This is a genomic window from Acidovorax sp. FG27 (assembly GCF_040365715.1).
In the GTDB taxonomy this organism is placed as follows: Bacteria; Pseudomonadota; Gammaproteobacteria; order Burkholderiales; family Burkholderiaceae_C; genus Paracidovorax.
Genome location: NZ_BAABVY010000002.1, coordinates 242,438 through 263,365, shown reverse-complemented (window position 1 = coordinate 263,365; position 20,928 = coordinate 242,438). Strand labels below are relative to the sequence as shown.

General features: G+C 65.4%; 21 protein-coding genes and 1 tRNA gene. All 22 read left to right on the top strand.

Annotation, left to right across the window (positions count from 1 at the left end; all coding sequences use genetic code 11):
* Positions 1 to 141 precede the first annotated feature (141 nt).
* The 22 genes from rpsO (at position 142) to ABWV53_RS01615 (ending at position 20,884) form a co-directional block, all read left to right on the top strand.
* On the top strand, positions 142 to 408 hold the full coding sequence (gene rpsO / locus ABWV53_RS01720; protein WP_092937170.1) for a 30S ribosomal protein S15: 267 nt from the start codon (positions 142 to 144) through the stop codon (positions 406 to 408).
* A 218-nt stretch (positions 409 to 626) separates the two neighbouring features.
* Positions 627 to 2,852, top strand: a complete 2,226-nt coding sequence (pnp, locus tag ABWV53_RS01715) for a polyribonucleotide nucleotidyltransferase (RefSeq protein ID WP_353362282.1) — start codon at positions 627 to 629, stop codon at positions 2,850 to 2,852.
* Between the two features lie 87 nt (positions 2,853 to 2,939).
* Entirely contained in the window at positions 2,940 to 3,944 is a 1,005-nt protein-coding gene (locus ABWV53_RS01710; protein WP_353362280.1) for an NAD(P)H-quinone oxidoreductase, read from the top strand.
* Positions 3,941 to 4,687: a triose-phosphate isomerase gene (gene tpiA, locus ABWV53_RS01705; protein WP_353362278.1), complete on the top strand. Its 747-nt coding sequence runs from the start codon at positions 3,941 to 3,943 to the stop codon at positions 4,685 to 4,687. Before ABWV53_RS01710 ends, tpiA begins: the two co-directional genes overlap by 4 nt.
* 40 nt (positions 4,688 to 4,727) lie before the next feature.
* Entirely contained in the window at positions 4,728 to 5,111 is a 384-nt protein-coding gene (gene secG / locus ABWV53_RS01700) for a preprotein translocase subunit SecG (protein WP_353362276.1), read from the top strand.
* A 116-nt stretch (positions 5,112 to 5,227) separates the two neighbouring features.
* Positions 5,228 to 5,312 (top strand) — tRNA-Leu (locus tag ABWV53_RS01695).
* 73 nt (positions 5,313 to 5,385) lie between these two features.
* Positions 5,386 to 5,745: an NADH-quinone oxidoreductase subunit A gene (locus ABWV53_RS01690; RefSeq protein ID WP_056665836.1), complete on the top strand. Its 360-nt coding sequence runs from the start codon at positions 5,386 to 5,388 to the stop codon at positions 5,743 to 5,745.
* Positions 5,746 to 5,769: 24 nt separating this feature from the next.
* Positions 5,770 to 6,249: a NuoB/complex I 20 kDa subunit family protein gene (locus ABWV53_RS01685; protein WP_007849129.1), complete on the top strand. Its 480-nt coding sequence runs from the start codon at positions 5,770 to 5,772 to the stop codon at positions 6,247 to 6,249.
* 10 nt (positions 6,250 to 6,259) lie between these two features.
* On the top strand, positions 6,260 to 6,868 hold the full coding sequence (locus tag ABWV53_RS01680) for an NADH-quinone oxidoreductase subunit C (RefSeq protein ID WP_353362272.1): 609 nt from the start codon (positions 6,260 to 6,262) through the stop codon (positions 6,866 to 6,868).
* Between the two features lie 26 nt (positions 6,869 to 6,894).
* On the top strand, positions 6,895 to 8,148 hold the full coding sequence (locus ABWV53_RS01675; protein WP_056665831.1) for an NADH-quinone oxidoreductase subunit D: 1,254 nt from the start codon (positions 6,895 to 6,897) through the stop codon (positions 8,146 to 8,148).
* Positions 8,145 to 8,660 carry an NADH-quinone oxidoreductase subunit NuoE gene (gene nuoE / locus ABWV53_RS01670; protein ID WP_353362269.1) on the top strand — a complete coding sequence of 172 codons (516 nt, stop codon included), beginning with the start codon at positions 8,145 to 8,147 and terminating at the stop codon, positions 8,658 to 8,660. The genes ABWV53_RS01675 and nuoE overlap by 4 nt, the downstream gene beginning before the upstream one ends.
* Positions 8,657 to 10,012 carry an NADH-quinone oxidoreductase subunit NuoF gene (gene nuoF, locus ABWV53_RS01665; RefSeq protein ID WP_353362267.1) on the top strand — a complete coding sequence of 452 codons (1,356 nt, stop codon included), beginning with the start codon at positions 8,657 to 8,659 and terminating at the stop codon, positions 10,010 to 10,012. The genes nuoE and nuoF overlap by 4 nt, the downstream gene beginning before the upstream one ends.
* A gap of 14 nt (positions 10,013 to 10,026) precedes the next feature.
* The gene (nuoG, locus tag ABWV53_RS01660; protein WP_353362265.1) at positions 10,027 to 12,171 is read left to right on the top strand and encodes an NADH-quinone oxidoreductase subunit NuoG; all 2,145 of its coding nucleotides are present in this window, start codon (positions 10,027 to 10,029) and stop codon (positions 12,169 to 12,171) included.
* Positions 12,168 to 13,244, top strand: a complete 1,077-nt coding sequence (gene nuoH / locus ABWV53_RS01655) for an NADH-quinone oxidoreductase subunit NuoH (RefSeq protein ID WP_353362263.1) — start codon at positions 12,168 to 12,170, stop codon at positions 13,242 to 13,244. The genes nuoG and nuoH overlap by 4 nt, the downstream gene beginning before the upstream one ends.
* A 12-nt stretch (positions 13,245 to 13,256) precedes the next feature.
* Complete coding sequence (nuoI, locus tag ABWV53_RS01650) at positions 13,257 to 13,769, top strand: NADH-quinone oxidoreductase subunit NuoI (protein WP_056665818.1); 513 nt, start codon at positions 13,257 to 13,259, stop codon at positions 13,767 to 13,769.
* Positions 13,770 to 13,809: 40 nt separating this feature from the next.
* Positions 13,810 to 14,478, top strand: coding sequence for an NADH-quinone oxidoreductase subunit J (locus tag ABWV53_RS01645; protein WP_353362261.1), 669 nt, complete (start codon positions 13,810 to 13,812; stop codon positions 14,476 to 14,478).
* A complete protein-coding gene (gene nuoK / locus ABWV53_RS01640; protein ID WP_056665810.1) occupies positions 14,475 to 14,783 on the top strand; it encodes an NADH-quinone oxidoreductase subunit NuoK in 309 nt (102 codons plus the stop codon). Before ABWV53_RS01645 ends, nuoK begins: the two co-directional genes overlap by 4 nt.
* Before the next feature lie 31 nt (positions 14,784 to 14,814).
* Positions 14,815 to 16,866, top strand: a complete 2,052-nt coding sequence (gene nuoL, locus ABWV53_RS01635; RefSeq protein ID WP_353362258.1) for an NADH-quinone oxidoreductase subunit L — start codon at positions 14,815 to 14,817, stop codon at positions 16,864 to 16,866.
* 13 nt (positions 16,867 to 16,879) lie between these two features.
* Positions 16,880 to 18,355, top strand: a complete 1,476-nt coding sequence (locus tag ABWV53_RS01630) for an NADH-quinone oxidoreductase subunit M (protein ID WP_353362256.1) — start codon at positions 16,880 to 16,882, stop codon at positions 18,353 to 18,355.
* A gap of 28 nt (positions 18,356 to 18,383) precedes the next feature.
* Complete coding sequence (gene nuoN, locus ABWV53_RS01625; RefSeq protein ID WP_353362254.1) at positions 18,384 to 19,877, top strand: NADH-quinone oxidoreductase subunit NuoN; 1,494 nt, start codon at positions 18,384 to 18,386, stop codon at positions 19,875 to 19,877.
* Positions 19,878 to 19,950: 73 nt separating this feature from the next.
* Positions 19,951 to 20,256, top strand: coding sequence for a DUF2818 family protein (locus ABWV53_RS01620; RefSeq protein ID WP_353362252.1), 306 nt, complete (start codon positions 19,951 to 19,953; stop codon positions 20,254 to 20,256).
* 85 nt (positions 20,257 to 20,341) lie between these two features.
* A complete protein-coding gene (locus tag ABWV53_RS01615; protein ID WP_353362250.1) occupies positions 20,342 to 20,884 on the top strand; it encodes a DUF1178 family protein in 543 nt (180 codons plus the stop codon).
* Positions 20,885 to 20,928 lie beyond the last annotated feature (44 nt).

The following is a 20,928-nucleotide window of genomic DNA, read 5'->3' as shown; positions in this document are numbered from 1 at the left end:
GGCCGGTTTTGCATGGTGCAAGACGCACGCCGGTGGCCGTTCCAGCCGCCAGCGCAAGTAAACCGGGGGCGCCAGCCGCCGCTCCGATCCGCCCTTGCAGGGTGCGACTCTGGCGGCCCGCCTCCATACAAAGGAAATCCAATGATCGCATCCTCCATCAAGGCCGAAGTCGTCAAGGCCAACGCCCGCGCCGCCAACGACACCGGCAGCCCAGAAGTGCAAGTCGCACTGCTGACCGCCCGTATCAACGAGCTGACCCCCCACTTCAAGCAACACGCCAAGGACCACCACGGTCGCCGCGGCCTGCTGCGCATGGTGAGCCGCCGCCGCAAGCTGCTGGACTACCTGAAGGCCAAGGATGCTGACCGCTACACGGCGCTGATCGCCAAGCTGGGTCTGCGCAAGTAAGCGCATTCGCATGCCGAAACGCCTGGGTTAGCACGCTAGCTCAGGCGTTTTTTACTTCGGAGTCTCCATAAGCAGAGCGAAGCTGTGTCATTCCAATGGTCCTGGGTTCGGTGCCCGGGCCCCAGGCCCACTGGAATGGCATCGTGTTCTGACTTGGGTCTCCGGCCCTTGCTGGCTCTGGGCAGCCAGCTATCAAAACCGAAGCATAGGAAATACGCATGACCATCTTCAACAAAGTCACCAAGTCCTTCCAGTGGGGCGACAAGACCGTCGTCATGGAAACGGGCGAAATCGCCCGCCAGGCCAACGGCGCCGTGCTGGTAGAGATCGACGGCACCGTCATCCTCGCCACCGTGGCGGCCTCCAAATCGGCCAAGCCCGGCCAGGACTTCTTCCCGCTGACCGTCGACTACATCGAGAAGACCTACGCCGCTGGCAAGATCCCCGGCAGCTTCTTCAAGCGCGAAGCCAAGCCCAGCGAACACGAAACGCTGACCAGCCGCCTGATCGACCGTCCGATCCGCCCGCTGTTCCCCGAAGGCTTTCTGAACGAAGTGCACGTGGTGATCCACACCGTGTCGCTCAACCCTGAAGTCGATGCCGACATCGCCGCCATGATCGGCGTGAGCGCTGCGCTGGCCATCTCCGGCATCCCGTTCGCCGGCCCCATCGGCGCCGCGCGCGTGGGCTACATCAACGGCGAGTACGTGTTGAACCCGGGCCAGACCGCCCGCAAGAATTCGCAGATGGACTTGGTCGTCGCCGGCACCGAAGCCGCCGTGCTGATGGTCGAATCCGAAGCCCAGCAACTCAGCGAAGAAATCATGCTGGGCGGCGTGGTGTTCGGCCACGAGCAGGCCAACATCGCCATCAACGCCATCCATGAGCTGGTGCGCGACGCCGGCAAGCCCGTGTGGGACTGGCAGGCGCCCGCCGAAGACGAAGCCTTCGTCGCCAAGGTCAAGGGCCTGGCTGAAGACAAGCTGCGCGCCGTCTACCAGATCCGCAGCAAGCAGGCCCGCACGCAGGCCCTGCGCGAAGCCAATGCCAGCGTGATGGCGTCGCTGAAGGAAAGCGGCGAGCCGTTCGATGCCGGCAAGGTGGGTGACCTGCTGTTCGCCATCGAATCGAAGATCGTGCGCAGCCAGATCCTGGCCGGCGAGCCCCGCATCGACGGCCGCGACACGCGCACCGTGCGCCCCATCGAGATCCGCAACTCCGTGCTGCCCCGCACGCACGGCTCGGCCCTGTTCACGCGTGGCGAAACCCAGGCCCTGGTGATCTCCACGCTGGGCACCGAGCGCGACGCGCAGCGCATCGACGCGCTGGCCGGCGAGTTCGAAGACCGCTTCATGTTCCACTACAACATGCCTCCCTTCGCCACCGGCGAAGTGGGCCGCATGGGCTCCACCAAGCGCCGCGAGATCGGCCACGGCCGCCTGGCCAAGCGCGCGCTCGTCGCCGTGCTGCCGACGAAGGAAGAATTCCCCTACACCATCCGCGTGGTGTCGGAGATCACCGAATCGAACGGTTCCTCGTCGATGGCTTCGGTCTGCGGCGGCTGCCTGTCGATGATGGACGCCGGCGTGCCGATGAAGGCCCATGTGGCCGGCATTGCCATGGGCCTGATCAAGGAAGACAACCGTTTCGCCGTGCTGACCGACATCCTGGGCGATGAGGATCACCTGGGCGACATGGACTTCAAGGTGGCCGGCACGACCGCCGGCATCACCGCCCTGCAGATGGACATCAAGATCCAGGGCATCACCAAGGAGATCATGCAGGTCGCACTGGCCCAGGCCAAGGAAGCGCGCATGCACATCCTGGGCAAGATGCAGGAAGCCATGGGCGAAGCCAAGACCGAGGTGTCCGATTTCGCGCCCAAGCTCTACACGATGAAGATCAACCCCGAGAAGATCCGCGACGTGATCGGCAAGGGCGGCTCCGTGATCCGTGCGCTGACCGAAGAGACCGGCTGCCAGATCAACATCGACGAAGACGGCACGATCACCATCGCCGCCACCGACAACGCCAAGGCCGACGAAGCCAAGCGCCGCATCGAGCAGATCACGGCCGAAGTCGAGATCGGCAAGATCTACGAAGGCCCGATCGTCAAGATTCTGGACTTCGGTGCGCTGATCAACCTGCTGCCCGGCAAGGACGGCCTGCTGCACATCAGCCAGATCGCCCATGAGCGCGTGGAAAAGGTCACCGACTACCTGACCGAAGGCCAGATCGTCAAGGTGAAGGTGCTGGAGACGGACGAGAAGGGCCGCGTCAAGCTGTCCATGAAGGCCCTGCTGGACCGCCCCGCGGGCGACCAGGGTGGCCGTCCGGAGCGCGCCGAGCGCCAGGACCGGGGCGAGCGCCGTGATGGCGGCCGCGCCGAGGCGCAGCAGCAACACGCCGCGCCCAGCGCCGACGGCGGCCAGTTCAACGGCTGATTGCTACTGAAACGATAGCTGCCGGCGCTTGTGCGACAAGCGCCGGAGCTGTTTTTCGATCCCATACAAGGTCACAAGGTCATCCCGATGAACCGAGTCATGCGCGCCGTGGAAATCACGGCGTTCGGCCCGCCTGAAGGGCTGAAACTGGGCGAGCGGCCCGTGCCCACGCCGGGTCCGGGCGAGCTGCTGATCCGCGTGGCGGCCAGTGGCATCAACCGCCCCGACGTGCTGCAGCGCAAGGGCCACTACGCACCGCCGCCGGGCAGTTCGGACCTTCCCGGTCTGGAAGTGGCCGGCGTGGTCGAGGGCGGCGAAGCCGAGACGCTCGCGCAAGCCGGCCTGCGCATCGGCGACCGCGTCTGCGCCTTGCTGGCGGGCGGTGGCTATGCCGAGTGGTGCGTGGCGCCGGTCGAGCAATGCCTGCCGGTGCCGGCCAACCTGAGCGACGTGGAGGCGGCCTCGCTGCCCGAAACGTTCTTCACGGTGTGGAGCAACGTCTTCGACCGCGGCCGCCTGCAGGCGGGCGAGGTGCTGCTCGTGCAGGGCGGCAGCAGCGGCATCGGCGTGACGGCCATCCAGCTGGCCCGCGCACGCGGCGCCACGGTGGTGGTGACGGCGGGCAGCGACGACAAGTGCGCCGCCTGCCTGGCGCTGGGCGCCCACCATGCCGTCAACTACAAGACGCACGACTTCGTCGCCGAAGTCCAGCGCATCACGCAAGGCCGCGGCGTCGACGTGATCCTGGACATGGTGGCGGGCGACTACGTCAGCCGCGAGGTGGAATGCCTGGCCGAGGACGGCCGCCTGGTCATCATCGCGGTGCAGGGCGGGGTGAAGGCCGAGTTCAACGCCAGCCTGGTGCTGCGCAAGCGGCTCACGGTGACCGGATCGACGCTGCGGCCCCGCTCGGTGGAGTTCAAGGGCGCGATCGCCCGCGCGCTGCGCAAGGACGTCTGGCCGCTGCTCGAATCCGGTGCCGTGCGCCCCGTGATCCACAGCACGCTGGACGCCGGCGACGCCGCGCAGGCCCATGCCCTGATGGAATCGAATCAACACATCGGCAAGATTGTCTTGACGTGGACCGCATGAAAAAGAAACTCATCGCCGGCAACTGGAAGATGAACGGCGGCCTGGCCGCCAACGAAGCGCTGCTCAAGGCGCTGCAGGATGGGCTGGCCTCGCCGCCCACCTGCGACGTGGCCGTGGCGGTTCCGGCCGCCTACCTGGCGCAGGTGCAGGCATTGGTTACGGGCTCCGGCATCGCCCTGGCGGCGCAGGACGTGTCGCAGCACGAGTCGGGCGCCTTCACGGGTGAAGTCTCGGCAGCCATGCTGCGCGATTTCGGCGTGCGCTACGCGCTTGTCGGCCATTCCGAGCGCCGCCAGTACCACGGCGAAACCGACGCCGTCGTGGCCGCGAAGGCGCAGCGCGCCCTGGCGGCGGGCATCACGCCCATCGTGTGCGTGGGCGAGACGCTGGCCGAGCGCGAAGCAGGGCAGACCGAGGTGGTCGTCAAACGCCAGCTGGCTGCCGTGATCCACGTCAACGGCCACTGCATCAGCGAGATCGTGGTCGCGTACGAGCCCGTCTGGGCCATCGGCACCGGCCGCACGGCCACGCCGGCGCAGGCCCAGGAAGTGCACGCCGTGCTGCGCGCGCAACTGGCCGCCGCGACCGACAAGGCCGACCGCATCCCGCTGCTCTACGGCGGCAGCATGAACGCGGCCAATGCCGCTCAGCTGTTGTCTGAAAACGACATCGACGGCGGGCTGGTGGGCGGAGCCTCGCTCAAGGCCCCCGATTTTCTGCAAATCATTGCCGCAGCGCGCTGAAGATCTGCGCCGGCTGCTATCAAAACAGGAGTACTGAAGAATGAATGTATTGGTCAACGTCATCCTCGCCATCCAGATGCTCACCGCGCTGGGCATGATCGGGCTCATCCTGATCCAGCACGGCAAGGGCGCCGACATGGGCGCGGCCTTCGGCAGCGGCGGCTCGGGCAGCCTGTTCGGCGCCAGCGGCAGCGCCAACTTCCTGTCGCGCACCACCTCGGTGCTGGCGGCGGTGTTCTTCGTCGCCACGCTGGCACTGGCCTACTTCAGCAACGCCCGCCCGGCGACCACCGGCAGCGTGCTGGAAGGCGGCCCGGCCGCAGCCGTGCCGGCGGGTGCGCGCCCGGTGGCGTCAGCGCCTGTCGCAGTGCCTGCCGTGCCAGCGACGCCGGCATCCGGCGCGGGCCAGATTCCGACCAAATAATCTGCTTTCCGTGACCTCGTGTGAGCGAGGTAAGGGAATTTCCGGAGTAGAATCACGGATTGCCTGGACAAGCCAAAACCTCAAAGGTTCCTCATGCCATCCAGGTACATAAATCAGCCGTCGTGGTGAAATTGGTAGACACGCTATCTTGAGGGGGTAGTGGCGAAAGCTGTGCGAGTTCGAGTCTCGCCGACGGCACCAATCAAAAGGCCCCCTCACATGCTCTGCAACGGAGCGTGTGTGGGGAGTCCTCAGCGATGAGCAAATCCTCCAGATGAACCTCGATCAGTACCTCCCCGTTCTTCTGTTCATTTTGGTCGGCATCGGCGTGGGCGCCGTCCCGCTGATCCTGGGCTATGTCCTCGGCCCCAATCGCCCCGACGCGGCGAAAAACTCCCCCTACGAATGCGGCTTCGAAGCCTTCGAAGACGCCCGCATGAAGTTCGACGTCCGGTACTACCTCGTCGCCATCCTCTTCATTCTTTTCGATCTGGAAATCGCATTCCTCTTCCCATGGGCGGTTGCCCTGCACGATGTGGGTTTGACGGGATTCATCGCCGTGGTGATCTTTCTGGCCATCCTGGTCGTGGGCTTCGCCTACGAGTGGAAAAAGGGTGCGCTGGATTGGGAATGAACGGCCAGAACAAAGGACGACACGATGATTGAAGGCGTGATGAAGGAAGGCTTCATCACCACGAGCTACGACTCGGTGGTGAACTGGGCCAAGACCGGCTCGCTGTGGCCCATGACCTTTGGTCTGGCCTGCTGCGCGGTCGAGATGATGCACGCGGCCGCTGCGCGCTACGACATCGGCCGCTTCGGCGCCGAGGTGTTCCGCGCCAGCCCCCGCCAGTCCGACCTGATGATCGTGGCCGGCACCCTGTGCAACAAGATGGCGCCGGCGCTGCGCAAGGTGTACGACCAGATGTCCGAGCCCCGCTGGGTGCTCTCCATGGGCTCCTGCGCCAACGGCGGCGGCTACTACCACTACAGCTATTCGGTGGTGCGCGGCTGCGACCGCATCGTGCCGGTCGACGTCTACGTGCCGGGCTGCCCGCCCACGGCCGAAGCGCTGATCTACGGGATCATCCAGCTGCAGCAGAAGATCCGCCGCACCAATACCATCGCGCGCGTCTGAAGGCCCGAACATGACTGCTATTGCCATTCGCCCCGACGTGCTGCGGGATGTGATCGCTGGCGCCCTGGGCGACAAGCTGCGTTCGATCACGGTGCAACTGGAAGAGGTCACCGTGGTGGTCTCTGCCGCCGACTACTTGGCTGCCATGCAGATCCTGCGCGATGCGCCGGGCTGCCAGTTCGAGCAGCTGGTCGATCTGTGCGGCGTGGACTATTCCGCCTACCGCGACGTCGGTGTGGAGGGTGCCCGCTACGGCGTGGTCTCCCACCTGCTGTCGGTGAGCCTGAACCAGCGCGTTCGCGTCAAGGTGTTCTGCCCGGACGACGACCTGCCCGTGGTCGCTTCGGTGTCCGAGCTGTGGAACTCCGCCAACTGGTACGAGCGCGAAGCGTTCGACCTGTACGGCATCGTGTTCGACGGCCACAACGACCTGCGCCGCATCCTGACCGACTATGGTTTCATCGGCCACCCGTTCCGCAAGGACTTCCCGCTGACCGGCCATGTCGAGATGCGCTACGACGCCGACCAGCGCCGGGTGATCTACGAGCCCGTGACCATCGAGCCGCGCGAGGTAACGCCCCGCATCATCCGCGAAGACAATTACGGAGGCCTGCATTGAGGCGTTCCGGCGCTCAGTGATCCACCATGGCTGAAATCAAGAACTACTCCCTGAACTTCGGGCCCCAGCACCCGGCCGCCCACGGCGTGCTGCGCCTGGTGCTCGAGCTGGACGGCGAAGTCGTCCAGCGCGCCGACCCGCATATCGGCCTGCTGCACCGCGCCACCGAGAAGCTGGCCGAGCACAAGACCTTCATCCAGTCGCTGCCCTACATGGACCGGCTGGACTACGTGTCGATGATGTGCAACGAGCACGCCTATTGCCTCGCCATCGAGAAGCTGCTGGGCCTCGACGTGCCGCTGCGCGCGCAGTACATCCGCGTGATGTTCTCCGAGATCACCCGTCTGCTGAACCACCTGATGTGGCTCGGTTCGCACGGCAACGATTGCGGCAGCTCCACCATCCTGATCTATACCTTCCGCGAGCGCGAGGACCTGTTCGACATCTACGAAGCGGTGTCGGGCGCGCGTATGCATGCGGCGTATTTCCGTCCGGGCGGCGTCTACCGCGACCTGCCCGACTCGATGCCGCAGTACAAGGTCAACAAGATCCGCAATGCGAAGGCCATCGACGCGCTGAACCAGAACCGCCAGGGTTCGATGCTCGACTTCATCGACGACTTCACCAAGCGCTTCCCCAAGTGCGTGGACGAGTACGAAACCCTGCTGACCGACAACCGCATCTGGAAGCAGCGCACCGTCGGCATTGGCGTGGTGACGCCCGAGCGCGCGCTCAACCTGGGCATGACCGGCCCGATGCTGCGCGGCTCGGGCATCGCCTGGGACCTGCGCAAGAAGCAGCCCTACGACGCCTACGACCGCGTCGATTTCGACGTGCCGGTGGGCAAGACGGGCGACTGCTACGACCGCTACCTGGTGCGCGTGCAGGAAATGCGCGAGTCCAACCGCATCATCAAGCAGTGCGTGGACTGGCTGCGTGCCAACCCCGGCCCGGTCATCACGGACAACCACAAGGTGGCGCCGCCGTCGCGTGAGTCCATGAAGTCCAACATGGAAGAGCTGATCCACCACTTCAAGCTCTTCACCGAAGGCTTCCGCGTGCCCGAGGGCGAGGCCTATGCCGCCGTCGAGCATCCCAAGGGCGAGTTCGGCATCTACCTCGTGAGCGATGGCGCCAACAAGCCCTACCGTCTGAAGATCCGTGCCCCGGGGTTCGCCCACCTGGCGACCCTCGACGAAATGGCGCGGGGCCACATGATTGCCGACGCGGTGGCCATCATCGGCACCATGGATATCGTGTTCGGGGAGATTGATCGATGATTACCGAAGCGACCAAGGCGCGTTTCGCGCGCGAAGTGGCGAAGTACCCGCCCGAGCAGAAGCAGTCGGCCGTGATGGCGTGCCTCTCCATCGTCCAGCAGGAGCAGGGCTGGGTGAGCACCGAGAGCGAAGCCGTCATCGCCGAATACCTGGGCATGCCGCAGATCGCCGTGCACGAAGTCACGACGTTCTACAACATGTACAACCAGCAGCCGACGGGCAAGTTCAAGCTGAACGTCTGCACCAACCTGCCGTGCCAGCTGCGCGACGGCCAGAAGGCGCTGCACCACCTGGAAAAGAAGCTCGGCATCGCCATGGGCGAGACTACGCCGGACGGCCTCTTCACCTTGCAGCAGTCCGAGTGCCTGGGCGCCTGCGCCGATTCCCCCGTCATGCTGGTCAACGACCGCACGATGTGCAGCTTCATGGACAACGACAAGCTCGACCAGCTGGTGGACGGGCTCCGGCAGGCCGAAGGCGCCGCGCCCGGCCGTGTGGAGGAGCGCGCATGACCACCGCCGCACAAATCCTCTCGCAGTTCCAGGCCACGGGCGTCCAGACCTGCTTCCACGACCGCCACATCGAGCCGCAGATCTATGCGGGCCTGGACGGCACGAACTGGAGCATCAAGGACTACGAGGCCCGCGGCGGCTACCAGGCCCTGCGCAAGATCCTGGGCACCGATGGCGGCGAGCCGATGACGCAGGACCAGGTCATCGCCACCGTCAAGGAATCGGGCCTGCGCGGCCGCGGCGGCGCGGGCTTTCCGACGGGCCTGAAGTGGAGCTTCATGCCCCGCTCGTTCCCCGGCCAGAAGTACCTCGTCTGCAATTCGGACGAAGGCGAGCCGGGCACGTGCAAGGACCGCGACATCCTGCAGTTCAACCCGCACATCGTCATCGAGGGGATGATCATCGCGGCCTACGCGATGGGCATCTCCGTGGGCTACAACTACATCCACGGCGAGATCTTCCAGACCTACGACCGTTTCGAAGAGGCGCTGGAAGAAGCCCGTGCGGCGGGCTATCTGGGCGACAAGATCCTGGGCAGCAACTACAGCTTCCAGCTGCACGCGGCCCACGGTTTCGGCGCGTACATCTGCGGCGAGGAAACGGCCCTGCTGGAGTCGCTGGAAGGCAAGAAGGGTCAGCCGCGCTTCAAGCCCCCGTTCCCCGCGAGCTTCGGCCTCTACGGCAAGCCCACCACGATCAACAACACCGAGACCTTCGCGGCGGTGCCCTGGATCATCCGCAACGGCGGCGCGGCGTATCTCGCCTGCGGCAAGCCGAACAATGGCGGCACCAAGATCTTCTCGGTGTCCGGCGACGTGGAGAAGCCCGGCAACTACGAAGTGCCCATGGGCACGCCGTTCGCCAAGCTGCTGGAACTCGCCGGCGGCGTGCGCAAGGGCCGGCAGCTCAAGGCGGTGATTCCCGGCGGTTCGTCCGCCCCGGTGCTGCCGGCATCCATCATCATGGAATGCACGATGGACTACGACTCCATCGCCAAGGCCGGCTCCATGCTGGGCTCGGGCGCCGTCATCGTGATGGACGACTCCCGCAGCATGGTCGAGAGCCTGCTGCGCCTGTCGTACTTCTACTCGCACGAATCCTGCGGCCAGTGCACGCCGTGCCGTGAAGGCACCGGCTGGATGTGGCGCGTGATCGACCGCATCCAGCACAACGAAGGGCGCGTGGGCGACCTCGACCTGCTCAATTCGGTGGCGGACAACATCCAGGGGCGCACGATCTGCGCCCTGGGCGACGCAGCGGCCATGCCCGTGCGCGCCATGATCAAGCACTTCCGCCCCGAGTTCGAAGCGCTGATCCGACAACAGACTCCCCAGGCGCCTGCCTCTGCCTGACCTCGAGAACGCATATGGTTGAAATCGAACTGGACGGGCAGAAGGTGGAAGTCGCCGAAGGCAGCATGGTGATGCATGCGGCCGAGAAGGCGGGCACCTACATTCCCCATTTCTGCTATCACAAGAAGCTTTCCATCGCCGCCAACTGCCGCATGTGCCTGGTGGACGTGGAGAAGGCGCCCAAGCCCATGCCCGCCTGCGCCACGCCGGTGACGCAGGGCATGATCGTGCGCACCAAGAGCGACAAGGCCATCAAGGCCCAGCAGTCGGTCATGGAGTTTCTGCTCATCAATCACCCGCTGGACTGCCCGATCTGCGACCAGGGCGGTGAATGCCAGCTGCAGGATCTGGCCGTGGGCTACGGCGGTTCCTCCTCGCGCTACGACGAAGAAAAGCGCGTGGTGTTCCACAAGGACGTCGGCCCGCTGATCTCGATGGAAGAGATGAGCCGCTGCATCCACTGCACCCGCTGCGTGCGCTTCGGCCAGGAAGTGGCCGGCGTGATGGAGCTGGGCATGATCCACCGCGGCGAGCATTCCGAAATCACCACGGTGGTCGGCGACACGGTCGACTCCGAGCTGTCGGGCAACATGATCGACATCTGCCCCGTCGGTGCACTGACCAGCAGGCCCTTCCGCTACAGCGCCCGCACCTGGGAGCTGTCGCGCCGCAAGTCGGTGAGCCCGCACGATTCGACCGGCGCCAACCTGATCGTCCAGGTCAAGAACCACCGCGTGATGCGCGTCGTGCCGCTGGAGAACGAAGACGTCAACGAGTGCTGGATCGCCGACCGCGACCGCTTCTCCTACGAAGCGCTCAACGGCGACGACCGCCTGACCCGCCCCATGCTGAAGCAGGGCGGCCAGTGGCAGGAAGTCGATTGGCAGACTGCGCTGGAGTACGTGGCCAATGGCCTGCAGAGCGTGCGCAACGACCACGGTGCTAGCCGCATCGGCGCCCTGGTCAGCCCGCACAGCACGCTGGAAGAGCTGTACCTGGCCGGCGCGCTGGTGCGTGGCCTGGGCAGCGACAACATCGATTACCGCCTGCGCAACGCCGAGTTCACTGCCTTCGAAGGCGTGCGCTGGCTCGGCACCTCGATCGCATCGCTGTCCACCCTGCAATCCGTGCTGGTGGTGGGCTCCAACCTGCGCAAGGACCATCCGCTGTTCGCGCAGCGCATCCGCCAGGCCGCCCGCCGCGGCTGCCGCGTGACGTCCATCCACAGCCAGGCACACGACTGGGCCATGCCCGTCGAGCGGTCCGTGGTGATGCCCGCCGCCGAATGGCTGGGCGCGCTCGGTGCCATCGCTGCCGCCATCGCGCAGGAAAAGAACGTTGCCGCACCCCACGCCGTGGGCGAAATCGGCGAGGAAGCGCGTGGCATCGCCCAGGCGCTGCTGTCGGGCGAGCGCCGTGCCATCCTGTTGGGCAATGGCGCCGCGCACCATGCGCAGGCTTCACAGCTGCTCGCCATGGCGCAGTGGATCGGCGCGCACACCGATGCGACCGTGGGCTACCTGACCGAAGCGGCCAATACCGTGGGCGCGCAGTTCGTCGGCGCGCAGCCGCAGTCGAACGGCCTGAACGCCGGACAGATGCTCACCGGCGGCCTGAAGGCGGCGCTGCTGCTCAACACCGAGCCGGTGTACGACTCCGCCTTCGGCGTCGAAGCCGGCCGCGCCCTGGCGCAGGCCGACATGGTCGTCACGCTGAGCCCATTCAAGGCGAACATGGAATTCAGCGACGTGCTGCTGCCCATCGCGCCGTTCTCGGAAACCTCGGGTACGTTCGCGAATGCGGAAGGCCGGCTGCAGGGCTTCCATGCGGTGGTGAAGCCGCAAGGCGACGCCCGTCCGGCGTGGAAGGTGCTGCGCGTGCTCGGCAACCTGCTGGGTGTGCCGGGCCTCGATTTCGAGACCTCGCAACAGGTGCTGGCGCAGGCCACCGGCGTGGCGCCGGGCGCCGCGGCGCTGGACTTCCTGCCCGCGGAGAGCCTGGACAACACGACCTCGGAAGCGCCCGCAGCCGCGGAAGGCGCCGCCGTGGGCGAGCCGGTCGTGGCCAGCATCTACCAGCTCGATGGCCTGGTGCGCCGTGCCACGTCGCTGCAACTGACGGCCGATGCCCGCTACGCAGCTGAAGGAGTCGCAGCATGATCGACGCGCTGTACAACGGCGGGCTGCATCTGCTGCCCTACACCTGGTGGACGGCCGCTGCCTGGCCCGTGCTCTGGATCCTGCTGAAGATCGTCGCCATCGTGGCGCCGCTCATGGGTGCGGTCGCCTACCTGACGCTCTGGGAGCGCAAGCTGCTGGGCTTCATGCAGGTTCGCCACGGTCCCAACCGCGTCGGCCCGTTCGGGCTGCTGCAGCCCCTGGCCGACGGCCTGAAGCTGCTGACCAAGGAAATCATCCAGCCTGCGGCCGCGAGCAAGGGCCTCTTCGTGCTCGGCCCGCTGATGGCGATCATGCCGGCGCTCGCCGCGTGGGTGGCCATTCCCTTCGGCCCCGAAACCGTGCTGGCCAACGTGAACGCAGGCCTGCTGCTGATCATGGCCATCACCTCGATCGAGGTCTACGGCGTCATCATCGCCGGCTGGGCATCGAACTCGAAGTACGCCTTCCTGGGTGCGCTGCGCGCATCGGCCCAGATGGTGAGCTACGAGATCGCCATGGGCTTCTGCTTCCTGGTGGTGATCATGGTGTCGGGCAGCATGAACCTGATCGACGTGGTCGCGAGCCAGGGCCGCGGCACCATGGCAGACATGGGCCTGACCTTCCTCTCCTGGAACTGGCTGCCGCTGCTGCCCATCTTCATCGTCTACCTGATCTCGGGCGTCGCTGAAACCAACCGCCACCCGTTCGACGTGGTCGAAGGCGAGGCGGAAATCGTGGCCGGCCACATGGTCGAGTACTCGGGCATGGGCTTCGCGGTGTTCTTCCTGGCTGAATACGCCAGCATGTGGCTGGTGTCCATCCTGGGCGTGCTGATGTTCATGGGCGGGTGGCTGCCGCCGGTCGAGGCACTGGGCTTCATCCCGGGCTGGATCTGGCTGGGCCTGAAGACGTTCGTCGTGGTGTCCATGTTCATCTGGATCCGCGCGACCTTTCCGCGGTTCCGCTATGACCAGATCATGCGTCTGGGTTGGAAGATCTTCATTCCGGTCACCCTGGTGTGGCTGCTTATCGTGGGCGCTTGGCTGCATTCGCCCTGGAACATCTGGAACTAGGCGGGGACAACCATGACTGCTGTTGCTTCTGCATCACCTTTCTCGATCAAGGATTTCTTCAAGAGCTTCATGCTGGTGGAGCTGGTCAAGGGCATGGCACTGACCGGCCGCTACGCCTTCCGCCGCAAGGTGACGGTGCAGTTTCCTGAAGAAAAGACGCCCCTGTCGCCGCGTTTCCGGGGCCTGCACGCGCTGCGCCGCTACGAAAACGGCGAAGAGCGCTGCATCGCCTGCAAGCTGTGCGAAGCGGTGTGCCCGGCGCTGGCCATCACCATCGAGTCCGACGTGCGCGCCGACGGGTCCCGGCGCACCACGCGCTACGACATCGACCTGACCAAGTGCATCTTTTGCGGCTTCTGCGAGGAAAGCTGCCCGGTCGACTCCATCGTGGAAACCCAGATCCTGGAATACCACGGCGAGAAGCGCGGCGATCTGTACTTCACGAAGGAAATGCTGCTGGCCGTGGGCGACCGCTACGAGCCCGAGATTGCCGCAGCGAAGGCCGCGGACGCCAAGTACCGCTGAGCGGCGCTGCTCCCGCCTGATCTTTACAAAGACCCGATCCATGGACGCCAAGACTGGTTTCTTCTATCTGTTCTCGGTCGTGCTGCTGTACGCAGCCTTCCGGGTCATCACCGCGCGCAACCCCGTGCACGCCGTGCTGCATCTGATCCTCGCCTTCTCCCAAGCTGCGGCCATCTGGCTGTTGCTCAAGGCCGAATTCCTCGCCATCGCGCTGGTGCTCGTCTACCTGGGCGCGGTGATGGTGCTGTTCCTGTTCGTGGTGATGATGCTGGACATCCACATCGACCATGTCCGCCGGGGCTTCTGGCGGCACTTCCCGCTGGCCGCCTTCATCGGCGCGCTGATCGCCCTCGAGATGGGCGCGGTGCTGATGACCGGCTTCCGCGGCATGGACGAGCCCAAGGCCGTCGCCGTGATGGTGGATGCGGCGGGGCAGGCCATTCCGTATTCGAACACCCGCGCCCTGGGCAAGCTGCTCTATACCGAGTATCTCTACCCGGTCGAGATCGCCGCCGTGATCCTGCTGGTGGCCATGATCGCCGCCATCGCGCTCACCCTGCGCCAGCGCAAGGACAACAAGACCATCAGCCCGTCCGAGCAGATCCGCGTGCGCGCCAGCGACCGCGTGGCGATGGTGCAGGTGCCTGCCACGCGCAAGGCTGAAGAACCGGCTCCCGTGGCCGCCGCCGTCGAGGAGAAGAAGGCATGACGTTGACCCTGGGCCACTTTCTGACGCTGGGAGCCATGCTGTTCGCCATGGCCGTGATCGGCATCTTCCTGAACCGCCGCAACCTGATCGTGCTGCTGATGGCGATCGAATTGATGCTGCTGGCGGTGAACATGAACTTCGTGGCCTTCTCCCACTACCTGGGCGACATGCACGGCCAGGTGTTCGTGTTCTTCATCCTGACCGTGGCCGCCGCCGAGTCCGCCATCGGCCTGGCCATCCTGGTTCTGCTCTTCCGCAACAAATCCAGCATCAACGCGGAAGACCTCAACACCCTCAAGGGTTGATGGTCGCCGGACACAAGCAAGGTTCTCAAGAATGAGTCAAACCCTCTCTGCATCCATGCTCCTGGCGGTGCCCCTGGCGCCGCTGGTGGGTTCCGCGCTCGCGGGTATCTGGGGCACAGCCTTTGGCGGCAACAAGATCGGCCGCGGCGGCAGCCATACGCTGACGATCCTCGGCGTGCTGATCGCCTTCATCCTGTCGGCCCTCACGTTCAACAGCGTGGTCTCCGATGGGGCGCGCTTCGACCAGTCCATCTACACCTGGATGGTGGTCGGCGGCCTGAAGATGGAAGTCGGCTTCCTGATCGACAGCATCACCGCGATGATGATGTGCGTGGTGACCTTCGTGTCGCTGATGGTCCACATCTACACCATCGGCTACATGCAGGAAGACGACGGCTACAACCGCTTCTTCTCGTACATCTCGCTCTTCACCTTCTCGATGTTGATGCTCGTGATGAGCAACAACCTGCTGCAGCTGTTCTTCGGCTGGGAAGCCGTGGGCCTGGTGTCCTATCTGCTGATCGGCTTCTACTACAACCGTCCTTCCGCCATCTTCGCCAACATGAAGGCGTTCCTGGTCAACCGGGTGGGCGACTTCGGCTTCATCCTGGGCATCGGCCTGATCGCGGCGTACACGGGCACGCTGAACTATGGCGAGATCTTCTCCAAGCTGCCCGAACTGCAGAGCACGCTGCTGCCCGGCACGGGCTGGCTGCTGGTCACCGTGATCGCCATCTGCCTGTTCATCGGCGCCATGGGCAAGTCGGCCCAGTTCCCGCTGCACGCCTGGCTGCCGGACTCGATGGAAGGCCCGACCCCCATTTCCGCGCTGATCCACGCCGCCACCATGGTGACGGCCGGCATCTTCATGGTGTCGCGCATGTCGCCGCTCTATGAGATGTCGGATGCCGCGCTCAACTTCATCCTGGTGATCGGCTCCATCACGGCCCTCTTCATGGGCGTGCTCGGCATCATCCAGAACGACATCAAGCGGGTGATCGCGTATTCCACGCTGTCGCAGCTGGGCTATATGACCGTGGCGCTGGGCGCGTCCGCCTACTCGGTGGCCGTGTTCCACCTGATGACCCACGCGTTCTTCAAGGCGCTGCTGTTCCTCGGTGCCGGCTCGGTCATCATGGGCATGCACCACAACCAGGACATCCGCTGGATGGGCGGCGTGCGCAAGTACATGCCCATCACCTGGATCACCTTTCTGCTGGGCAACCTGGCGCTGATCGGCACGCCGTTCTTCTCCGGTTTCTATTCGAAGGACGCGATCATCGAGGCGGTGCACGCCACCAACCTGCCGGGCGCCGGCTTCGCCAACTTCGCCGTGCTGGCGGGTGTGTTCATCACCGCGTTCTATTCGTTCCGGCTGTACTTCCTGGTGTTCCACGGCAAGGAGCGCTACGACCAGAACCCCGACGCCCATCACCATGATGCGCACCACCCCGACGACCACCACGACGACCACCATGGCCACGGCCACGACGCCAAGCCGCACGAGTCGCCGCTCGTGGTGACGGGCCCCTTGATGCTGCTGGCCATCCCGTCGGTGGTGATCGGTGCCATCGCACTGATGCCCATGCTGTTCGGCGACTTCTTCAAGGGCGTGATCTACGTGGACGGCGCCAAGCACGGTGCCATGGCCGAGCTGGCCGAAGCCATCCACGGCTGGGTGCCCATGGCCTTGCACGGTTTCACCGCTGCGCCGTTCTGGCTGGCGCTGGCCGGCGTGGTCGTGTCCTATGTCTTCTACATGGTGATGCCTGCCTGGCCCACCGCCATCAAGTCCGCCATGCAGAAGATCGGCGTCTATCAGGCCCTCGAGGGCAAGTACGGCGTGGACTGGGTCTATGAGAACGTGTTCGCCCGCGGCAGCCGCGTGCTGGGCACCGGTCTCTGGAAGGGCGGCGACCAGGCGCTGATCGACGGCCTGGTGGTGAACGGCTCGTGGAAGCTGGTGGGCCGCATCGCCTCGGTGGTGCGCTGGTTCCAGTCCGGCTACATCTATCACTATGCGCTGGTGATGATCCTGGGCGTGTTCGCGCTCATGACGTACTTCGTCTGGCTCAACAAGTAGGAGAACAATAAAAATGGGTTGGTTGAGTCTTGCGATCTGGGTGCCGATTGCGTTCGGCATCCTCCTGCTCGCCTTCGGGCGTGACGAACAGGCGCCGATGGTGCGCTGGCTGGCGTTGGTCGGCGCCCTGGTCGGGCTGGCCGTGACGGTGCCGCTCTACGGCGGTTTCGACAACGCCAGCGCCGCTGCGCAGTTCGTCGAGAAAGCCATGTGGATCGAGCGTTTCAACGTGCAGTATCACCTGGGCGTGGACGGCATCTCGTTCTGGTTCGTGCCGCTGACGGCCTTCATCACCGTGATCGTCGTGATCGCGTCGTGGGAAGCCATCACCGAGCGCGTGAACCAGTACATGGGTGCGTTCCTGATCCTTTCCGGCCTGATGATCGGCGTGTTCAGCGCGCTGGACGGCATGCTGTTCTACGTGTTCTTCGAAGCCACGCTGATTCCGATGTATCTGATCATCGGCGTCTGGGGCGGCCCGAACAAGATCTATGCGGCGTTCAAGTTCTTCCTCTACACGCTGCTCGGCTCGCTGCTGATGCTGATCGCGCTGATCTACCTGTACAACCAGTCGGGTGGCAGCTTCGACATCGCCACCTGGCACCAGCTGCCGCTGTCCCGCACGGCGCAGACCCTGCTGTTCTTCGCGTTCTTCGCGGCGTTCGCGGTGAAGGTGCCCATGTGGCCGGTCCACACCTGGCTGCCCGACGTGCACGTGGAAGCGCCCACCGGTGGCTCCGCCGTGCTGGCGGCCATCATGCTGAAGCTGGGCGCCTACGGTTTCCTGCGCTTCTCCATGCCCATCGCTCCCGACGCCGCCCGCGAATGGGCCTGGCTGATGATCGCGCTGTCGCTGGTCGCCGTGATCTACGTGGGCCTGGTGGCGCTGGTGCAGAAGGACATGAAGAAGCTGGTCGCCTATTCGTCGGTCGCTCACATGGGCTTCGTCACGCTGGGCTTCTTCATCTTCAACGACCTCGGTGTCTCCGGCGGCATCGTGCAGATGATCGCCCACGGCTTCGTGTCGGGCGCCATGTTCCTGTCCATCGGCGTGCTGTACGACCGCGTGCATTCCCGCGAGATCGCGGCCTACGGCGGCGTGGTCAACACCATGCCCAAGTTCGCGGCGTTCGCCTTGCTGTTCGCCATGGCCAACTGCGGCCTGCCGGGCACCGCCGGTTTCGTCGGCGAGTGGATGGTCATCCTCGGCGCCGTGAAGTTCAACTTCTGGGTGGGTCTCGCATCCGCCACGGCCCTGATCCTGGGCGCCGCCTACACCCTCTGGATGTACAAGCGCGTCTATCTGGGCCCTGTCGCCAACGACCATGTCCGCGAACTCAAGGACATCAACGCCCGCGAATTCCTGGTGATGGCGGTGCTGGCGATCGCGGTGCTGTACATGGGCCTCTATCCACGTCCATTCACCGACGTCATGGACGTGTCCGTCGCGCAGCTGCTCAAGCACGTGGCCCTGTCCAAGCTCAACTGACCCACCAGACTGAACCGAGAGAGACGAGATGATTGACAACATCAGCTGGCTGGCGATCTACCCCGAGATCGTGCTTCTGGTCATGGCGTGCGTGATCGCGTTGGTGGACCTGGGGGTCTCCAGCGCCCGGCGCACCGGCACCTATGTGCTCACCATGCTCACGCTGGCCGTGGTCGCCGCGCTGCAGGCCATGTACGCCACCGGCGGCAGCACCTTCTACGGCTTCGGCAACATGGTGGTCAGCGACGCCATGGGCAATTGGCTCAAGTGCTTCGCCACCATCGCGATGATGGTGACCCTGGTCTACGGCCGCCCCTACGCGGCCGACCGCGACATGCTGCGCGGCGGCGAGATGTTTACGCTCTCGATGTTCCTGCTGCTGGGCATCTTCGTGATGATCTCGGGCAACAACTTCCTCGTGATCTACCTGGGCCTGGAACTGCTCACTCTGTCGAGCTACGCGCTGGTGGCCCTGCGCCGTGACCACACCGTCTCGACCGAGGCGGCCATGAAGTACTTCGTGCTCGGCGCGATGGCCAGCGGTTTCCTGCTCTACGGCCTGTCGATGATCTACGGCGCCACGGGCTCGCTCGACATCGGCCAGGTCTTCAAGGCCGTGAATTCCGGCCAGATCCGCCACCAGGTGCTGGTGTTCGGCCTGGTGTTCGTGGTGGCTGGCCTCGGCTTCAAGCTGGGCGCCGTGCCGTTCCACATGTGGGTGCCCGACGTGTACCAGGGCGCGCCCACCGCGGTCACGCTGGTGATCGGCGGCGCGCCCAAGCTGGCTGCCTTCGCCATCACCATCCGCCTGCTGGTGGACGGCCTGCTGCCGCTGGCCATCGACTGGCAGCAGATGCTGGCGGTGCTGGCCATCGGCTCGCTGCTGGTAGGCAACCTGGCCGCCATCATGCAGACCAACCTGAAGCGCATGCTGGCCTACTCGACCATCTCGCAGATGGGCTTCGTGCTGCTGGGCCTGCTCTCGGGCGTGATCAATGGCAACGTCGATGCCACGGCCGTCGAGAACGCCTACAGCTCCGCCATGTTCTACGTGGTGACCTATGTGCTGACCACGCTCGCCGCATTCGGCGTGATCCTGCTGCTGGCGCGCGAGGGCTTCGAGAGCGAGGAAGTCGCCGACCTGTCCGGGCTCAACCAGCGCAGCCCGTTCTATGCCGGCGTGATGGCGATCTGCCTGTTCTCGTTCGCGGGTCTGCCGCCGCTGGTGGGCTTCTATGCCAAGCTCGCCGTGCTGCAGGCACTGGTGGCCTCGGGCCAGACGCTCTACATCGCCCTGGCCGTGTTCGCCGTGGTCATGTCGCTGATCGGCGCCTTCTACTACCTGCGTGTCATCAAGGTGATGTACTTCGACGCGCCGCTGACGGCGACCCGCGTGTCCGCCCCGATGGACGTGCGCGTGGTGCTGACACTCAACGGCGCCCTGATCGTGGCGCTGGGCCTGCTGCCCGGCGGCCTGATGGCCCTGTGCGCCGACGCCGTCGTGCGCGCCCTCGCGACCTAAGGAAGGGCGCGGGCGCCCAGCGCCCGCCCAGTCTTCCGGCTCTTTTCAGCCTTCGCCACACGATCATCTCGCCATGTCGCAAACCGGTGCCGTCTGGCTGGTGATCGTGGCTGCGTTGCTGGCGGCCAACCTGCCTTTCATCAACGAGCGCTGGCTGATCGTCGGGCCCCGCGCCGGCGCACGCAAGCCACTCGGCGGGCGACTGGCCGAAATGGCGCTGCTCTACGCCGTGGTGGGGGGCCTGGCCCTGTTGCTGGAGCGTCGCGCCGGGCAGATCTCGCCCCAGGGCTGGGAGTTCTACGCCATCACGGCCACGCTGTTCGTGACGCTGGCGTTCCCGGGCTTCGTCTATCGATACCTGCTGCGTCGCCGCGATTGAGCGGACGACGAAGCGCAGGGCTCCCCGGGCGACCTGCTCCGCCCATCCGTCCACCCACCCATCCATCCCACTTTTTCCTCGTACCGTGAAAGTCCTCGATCTCTTCTGCGGGCACGGGCATGGTTTCGAGGGGTGGTTCGGCTCCGAAGACGACTACCAGTCGCAGCAGCAGCGCGGCCTGGTGCAATGCCCGCTCTGCGGCAGCAGCCAGGTGCGCAAGGGGCTGAGCGCGCCCCGGCTGAACCTGGGGGCAAGGCCGGCTCCCGGCGGCGCACGCCATCGGGAGGACGCCCCGGCCCCCGGCGCACAGGCCGGCGCGGCTTCGTCCCCACAGCAGCCGCCCGCCGCTGCGGAGATGGCGCCCCCCGCCGCAGACCGAGAGGCGCTCCGGCAGATGCAGGCGCAGCTGCAGGCCGCCTGGCTCAAGCTGTCGCGCGAGATCGCCGCGCGTACCGAAGATGTGGGGAGCCGCTTCGCCGACGAAGCCCGGCGCATGCACCACGGCGATATCGCCGAACGTTCCATCCGGGGCGAAGCCACCCGCGAGCAGGCGATGGAGCTGCTGGAAGAGGGCGTGCCGGTGATGCCGCTGGCGTTGCCGGTCGGCGCGAAGGAAACCCTGCAGTAGGCTGCCGCTGCCGGGCGCTCAGCGCTGTGCAGGCCCTTCCCAGG

Coding starts and splice junctions, on each gene's coding strand:
- nuoE (WP_353362269.1), top strand. CDS start 8,145: ATGATTACCGAAGCGACCAAGGCGCGTTTCGCGCGCGAAGTGGCGAAG.
- secG (WP_353362276.1), top strand. CDS start 4,728: ATGAATGTATTGGTCAACGTCATCCTCGCCATCCAGATGCTCACCGCG.
- ABWV53_RS01620 (WP_353362252.1), top strand. CDS start 19,951: ATGTCGCAAACCGGTGCCGTCTGGCTGGTGATCGTGGCTGCGTTGCTG.
- nuoH (WP_353362263.1), top strand. CDS start 12,168: ATGATCGACGCGCTGTACAACGGCGGGCTGCATCTGCTGCCCTACACC.
- ABWV53_RS01685 (WP_007849129.1), top strand. CDS start 5,770: ATGATTGAAGGCGTGATGAAGGAAGGCTTCATCACCACGAGCTACGAC.
- ABWV53_RS01645 (WP_353362261.1), top strand. CDS start 13,810: ATGGACGCCAAGACTGGTTTCTTCTATCTGTTCTCGGTCGTGCTGCTG.
- ABWV53_RS01675 (WP_056665831.1), top strand. CDS start 6,895: ATGGCTGAAATCAAGAACTACTCCCTGAACTTCGGGCCCCAGCACCCG.
- nuoK (WP_056665810.1), top strand. CDS start 14,475: ATGACGTTGACCCTGGGCCACTTTCTGACGCTGGGAGCCATGCTGTTC.
- nuoF (WP_353362267.1), top strand. CDS start 8,657: ATGACCACCGCCGCACAAATCCTCTCGCAGTTCCAGGCCACGGGCGTC.
- nuoN (WP_353362254.1), top strand. CDS start 18,384: ATGATTGACAACATCAGCTGGCTGGCGATCTACCCCGAGATCGTGCTT.
- ABWV53_RS01680 (WP_353362272.1), top strand. CDS start 6,260: ATGACTGCTATTGCCATTCGCCCCGACGTGCTGCGGGATGTGATCGCT.
- nuoG (WP_353362265.1), top strand. CDS start 10,027: ATGGTTGAAATCGAACTGGACGGGCAGAAGGTGGAAGTCGCCGAAGGC.
- nuoL (WP_353362258.1), top strand. CDS start 14,815: ATGAGTCAAACCCTCTCTGCATCCATGCTCCTGGCGGTGCCCCTGGCG.
- ABWV53_RS01710 (WP_353362280.1), top strand. CDS start 2,940: ATGAACCGAGTCATGCGCGCCGTGGAAATCACGGCGTTCGGCCCGCCT.
- ABWV53_RS01630 (WP_353362256.1), top strand. CDS start 16,880: ATGGGTTGGTTGAGTCTTGCGATCTGGGTGCCGATTGCGTTCGGCATC.
- tpiA (WP_353362278.1), top strand. CDS start 3,941: ATGAAAAAGAAACTCATCGCCGGCAACTGGAAGATGAACGGCGGCCTG.
- nuoI (WP_056665818.1), top strand. CDS start 13,257: ATGACTGCTGTTGCTTCTGCATCACCTTTCTCGATCAAGGATTTCTTC.
- pnp (WP_353362282.1), top strand. CDS start 627: ATGACCATCTTCAACAAAGTCACCAAGTCCTTCCAGTGGGGCGACAAG.
- ABWV53_RS01690 (WP_056665836.1), top strand. CDS start 5,386: ATGAACCTCGATCAGTACCTCCCCGTTCTTCTGTTCATTTTGGTCGGC.
- rpsO (WP_092937170.1), top strand. CDS start 142: ATGATCGCATCCTCCATCAAGGCCGAAGTCGTCAAGGCCAACGCCCGC.